The 4,498-nt window shown below is 55.6% G+C and carries 7 protein-coding genes; 4 read left to right on the top strand and 3 right to left on the bottom strand.

Features of this window, described 5'->3' with window-relative positions:
• The 4 genes from ACEQ15_RS16810 to ACEQ15_RS16795 all read left to right on the top strand — a co-directional run.
• On the top strand, positions 1-1,056 hold a 1,056-nt coding region (locus ACEQ15_RS16810; protein WP_370280399.1), incomplete at its 5' end, for a 5'-nucleotidase C-terminal domain-containing protein.
• Between the two features lie 90 nt (positions 1,057-1,146).
• On the top strand, positions 1,147-1,827 hold the full coding sequence (locus tag ACEQ15_RS16805) for a hypothetical protein (RefSeq protein WP_370280398.1): 681 nt from the start codon (positions 1,147-1,149) through the stop codon (positions 1,825-1,827).
• Entirely contained in the window at positions 1,824-2,360 is a 537-nt protein-coding gene (locus ACEQ15_RS16800) for an elongation factor P hydroxylase (RefSeq protein ID WP_370280397.1), read from the top strand. The genes ACEQ15_RS16805 and ACEQ15_RS16800 overlap by 4 nt, the downstream gene beginning before the upstream one ends.
• Positions 2,360-2,848 carry a hypothetical protein gene (locus tag ACEQ15_RS16795; protein ID WP_370280396.1) on the top strand — a complete coding sequence of 163 codons (489 nt, stop codon included), beginning with the start codon at positions 2,360-2,362 and terminating at the stop codon, positions 2,846-2,848. The genes ACEQ15_RS16800 and ACEQ15_RS16795 overlap by 1 nt, the downstream gene beginning before the upstream one ends.
• A gap of 5 nt (positions 2,849-2,853) precedes the next feature.
• Here ACEQ15_RS16795 and ACEQ15_RS16790 read toward each other — a convergent pair whose 3' ends face one another.
• From ACEQ15_RS16790 to ACEQ15_RS16780, 3 genes are all read right to left on the bottom strand, one after another.
• Positions 2,854-3,468: an SCO family protein gene (locus tag ACEQ15_RS16790; protein ID WP_370280395.1), complete on the bottom strand. Its 615-nt coding sequence runs from the start codon at positions 3,466-3,468 to the stop codon at positions 2,854-2,856.
• Positions 3,468-3,938, bottom strand: a complete 471-nt coding sequence (locus tag ACEQ15_RS16785) for a hypothetical protein (RefSeq protein ID WP_370280394.1) — start codon at positions 3,936-3,938, stop codon at positions 3,468-3,470. Before ACEQ15_RS16785 ends, ACEQ15_RS16790 begins: the two co-directional genes overlap by 1 nt.
• A gap of 90 nt (positions 3,939-4,028) precedes the next feature.
• Positions 4,029-4,498 (bottom strand): GTP-binding protein (locus ACEQ15_RS16780; protein ID WP_370280393.1); only part of this gene is annotated, 470 nt, incomplete at its 5' end.

Below are 4,498 nucleotides of genomic sequence, written 5' to 3'. Positions count from 1 at the left end.
GCGATTGTGGGGCAGGCGTTCCCGCGTACCAAGATTGCCAACCCATCCCGCTTTATCCCGGACTGGACCTTCGACATCTTCGACCGCGAGTTGCAGGAGCTGGTGGACCAGATCCGTGAAGAGGAGAAGCCGGATGCCGTAGTGGTGATCTCCCACAACGGTATGGACGTGGATCTGGCGATGGCATCCCGCGTGAGTGGTATCGACGTGATTTTGGGTGGTCACACCCACGATGGCATGCCACAGCCAACCATCGTGAAGAACAACGCTGGCCAGACCCTGGTGTGTAATGTGGGTTCCAACGGTAAGTTTGTGGGTGTGATGGATCTGGATGTGCGCGGTGGTAAGGTCCATGGCTTCAAGTACCGCCTGATGCCGGTCTTCTCCGAGCTGCTGGCGGCTGATCCGGCGATGACCAAGCTGATCGCGGATATTCGCGCGCCATACAGCGACTGGCTGAATGAAGAGCTGGCGGTGGCGGATGAAGTGATGTTCCGTCGTGGTAACTTCAACGGCACCTTTGACCAGGTGATCTGTAACGCGTTGCGTGAGCAACTTGATGCACAGGTTTCTCTGTCACCGGGCTTCCGTTGGGGGACCTCGGTGCTGAAAGGCCAGATGGTGACCATGGAGCATGTGCTTGATCAGACCTGTCTGACCTATCCGGAAACCTATGTCCGTCCGATGAAAGGTTCCGAGCTGAAACTGATCCTGGAAGATGTGGCGGACAACATCTTCAACCCTGAACCGTACCTGCAGTCTGGCGGTGATATGGTGCGTGTGGGCGGTTTCGACTACATCTGTGATCCGGCTAAGCCGGTGGGCTCCCGTATCAGCGAAATGACGCTGGATAACGGTGAGAAGATCGACATGAACAAAGAGTACAAGGTGGCCGGTTGGGCAACTGTAGGTGCGCGTTCTGAAGGTCCGGATATCTGGGATGTGGTGGCCGATCATCTGCGTGATAAGAAAGTGGCCCGTATCGACAAGCTCAACACCCCAGTGTTGAAGAGTGTGGCGGGTAACCCGGGGATCGCGGCATATCCGAAGGTCTGATCTATCGGTGTTGGATATTAAAAAGGGGGCTCATACAGCCTCCTTTTTTGTTTACAATAAGCGCCGGTCACTCATCCCGCGGAGGCAGGCGTGAAGTTAAAGCATACATTACCGATCTTACTTTCCACTTTTTTGTTTGGGTGTAATGCGGCCAATGTACAGCCGCAACCCGCCGAAGAGGTCGCTCAGACGCAGTCGGCCCCTCAGCCCACTGCCGAGCAGGCTGACGAGGTGAAGTCTGCGGTGGAGCAGATGACCAACCGCCTTACTGCGGTGCAGGAGCAGCTGCTGAATGTGCGCTCGCAAAGTGCACGTCAGTTGGAACAGCTGCAGAGTCTGCAGGTTCAGTTGGCGACCCTGTCACAGGAGTTGCGACGTGGACCCGTGCAGCAGGCCGGAGTGAACGGAAACGGTGCGGCAGGGCAACCGTCCAGCGAAGAGTTTGCACTCCTGCTCGACCAGATGGCACAGACCGCCAACGAAATCAGCCTGCAGATGCAGGATGGCAGCTACCGGTTTACCTCCTGTTATACCGCATCCGGGCCGTGGATACTGATCCGCTATGACCGTTATACCGGCGAGAGCTGGCTGGCGGATGGTGGTATCTGGATGGCGCTGGATGACGGTGGTGCACTGGACGGCTCTATTTACGAAGTGAAACTGGAGCGCGCCGATAAGGATGTAAAAGGGTTTGTGGCCGCCCGCCTTGATCGCCAGACCGGACAGGTATGGTGGCTGAAACAGAATAGCTGGCAATTACTGGAACAATGAGCGAACCAAGCTGTACTCAACTGATTAACCTGTTCAACTCTCTCTTTCGTGACACCCTCAACACCGTGCTGGTGAAAGGGGATGACGAACCAATCTACCTGCCTGCGGATGAGAACAATCCCCACCACCGGGTCATCTTTGCCCACGGTTTCTTTGCCAGTGCGCTGCACGAGATCGCTCATTGGTGTGTTGCTGGAAAAGAGCGCCGTAAGCTGGAAGACTTCGGTTACTGGTACAAACCCGATGGCCGTACCGCCGATGAGCAGGCGTTGTTCGAGAAGGTGGAAGTGGCGCCCCAGGCGCTTGAATGGATCATGGCGCAGGCCTGTGGCCTGAAGTTTAACTTCTCTGCCGATAATCTCAGCGGCGGCATTGGTGCCAGCGATTCATTCCGCCAAAACGTGCATGACCGCGTTCACCACCTGCTGGAAAACGGTCTGCCCGACCGCCACCGCCAGCTGGTTGAAGCGATGCTGGTGGAGTTTAAGCAGCCACCGCTGCAACCGGCTCAGTTCAGCCTCGAAGGGCGCTGATGCTCGATCATTTCGTCCCATACACTCGCTATCCGCATGACAATGGATGCCTGGAGCATTGGGATGAAGCTGAATTTCACTATTACCTCTATACACGGCAGGAGGAAGGGAACACCTCCTGCTACCTCTATGCATGGCAGTTAAATCCGCAGAGAGCTTATGTACTGGGCGTATTTGATACCCGCGCTCAGGCGCTGTGGTTTGTTGAGCTGCATCGCGGAAACCCACTCAAGATCCCCGCGCTGATCACACCTTTAGCGCAGCCTCATTTCGTATCGGATAGCTGGTATCAGCCCTATGAGGGGGTGTACCGTGTTGGGCACAAGTCCTATCGGGTATCGCGATTAGAGGAGGCTGTAGGGCTGTATAGTGTGGATTTTATTGATCGCTACAAAGTGCAGCATCTGGGCGTTTTCCCAGAAAAAGAGAGCTGTCTAGAGGTATACAGCCACTTCGATACCCGATTACGTGGCTGTAGCATGTGCTGAAGAGCTCAGCCGTTATTGAGGATTTCGCGCAGTCCCGCAGTCACATCAGCCGGTGTGCTGCTGTGCATGAGCGTGGAGACCAACTTACCCTGCTTGTTGATCAGGTAGAGACGAGAGGAGTGATCCACCGCATAACCAGCGGCCGAGCCGGTATCTTCACCAATACGGTAGAATCCACCGTAACGTTTTACCACCCGATCGATTTCGGCGCGATCAGCAGTTGCGCCAAAAATGTTCGGATGGAAAAAGGCCGCGTATTGCTTGAGCGTATCGAGTGAATCACGGGCCGGATCAACACTCATAAAAACGCCGCGTACCTGTGCCTGCTCTTCCGGGCTGAGTCCATGAATCCCCTGCGACAGCACTGCCAGTCCCGTTGGGCACACGTCCGGGCAGTTGGTGTAACCCAGGTAAAGCACCACCGCGTTGCCTGCCAGATCAGACAGCTTCAACGGGCCTTCACTGGTTTGCAGATTGAACTCACCGCCCAGTGACTCACCCAACGCGATGCGCTCATCAACCGGTTGCGGGCGGAAGTAGAAAGCCACTGCCATACCAACCAGCAGAAAGGCAGTCATGATCAGTAGTGTGCGTAGGGTGTTAAGTCCGTTAGTTTTCATCATTTAGCACTGAAATCAAAATGGGCTTCGAGTTGTTGTTGATCCTGCTGTGCGATAACCCGGGCGCGCCACATCATCTCACCGGTGGTGCAAATCGCAATTTCGGTTACGCCACGCCAGAATCCAGGTTTGTCCTGTACCGGTGACAGCTGGGTCTGATTCAGCCCCATAAACATATCCACGCCTTCCAGGCTCAGGTTAACCGCGTCTGCATCGATACCGTCCAGCTGGATGGTGAAGGTCAGCGGGATAGTGCTGCGAATCGCCTGCGGATTTACCGCCACTGAGATCGACTGATTATCCAATGTGGCACTGCAGGTGGATTCTTTAACGCTGCATCCGCTTTCGGTTAAGAGTAGCTGGTTTTCGGGTGTTTGCGGTTTCAACTGCTCGGGCAGCCAGACAACGGCAATACCCAGACCAAGGGCCAGTAGGCAGATGAATGCGTATTGAATCAGTCGGTTGGACACAGATGCTTCCAGAATTAGAAAACGGGAACCGCAGCGGTACCTATTCTAGCGGACCGCTGCGTTGGAAAAACGTGACCAATTGTCGCACTCTCAGGCGTCATCGTCCAAGAGGCGGTGGGCGAGCAGTTGCTGCTCGATGGTATCCCAGTCGAGGTGCTGTGTACTGAGGATTTCCAGACGGGAATCGCGGCGATATGCCAGCTTGCTCACGCTGTGTTCGTCCAGAACACGGTTGAAGAACACCCAGGCATAACCGATACGAAACGCGCCTTTGATTCGCTGAATGCCTTCAATGCTGTTCAGGTAAGCGGTGAGGGCGTCGAAATCGAAGCTTTCGTCGCGATGAAACACCCAGCCACAGCTGACCATACCACTGCCTTCGCCCAGTTTGCGCACCGGCTTTCCGACCTCTGGGGTGTTGCTTTCTGCCGCTGCATGACCATGCTGATGGTCGTGGTCGTGGTCGTGGTCGTGGTCGTGGTCGTGGTCGTGGTCGTGGTCGTGGTCGTGGTCGTGGTCGTGGTCGTGGTCGTGGTCGTGGTCGTGGTCGTGGTCGTGGT

Origin of the sequence: Pontibacterium sp. (assembly GCF_964228735.1) — a bacterium.
Taxonomy (GTDB): Bacteria; Pseudomonadota; Gammaproteobacteria; order Pseudomonadales; family Balneatricaceae; genus Pontibacterium.
Note: the sequence above shows the minus strand (reverse complement) of the source record. Positions and strands in the feature narration are given on the sequence as shown.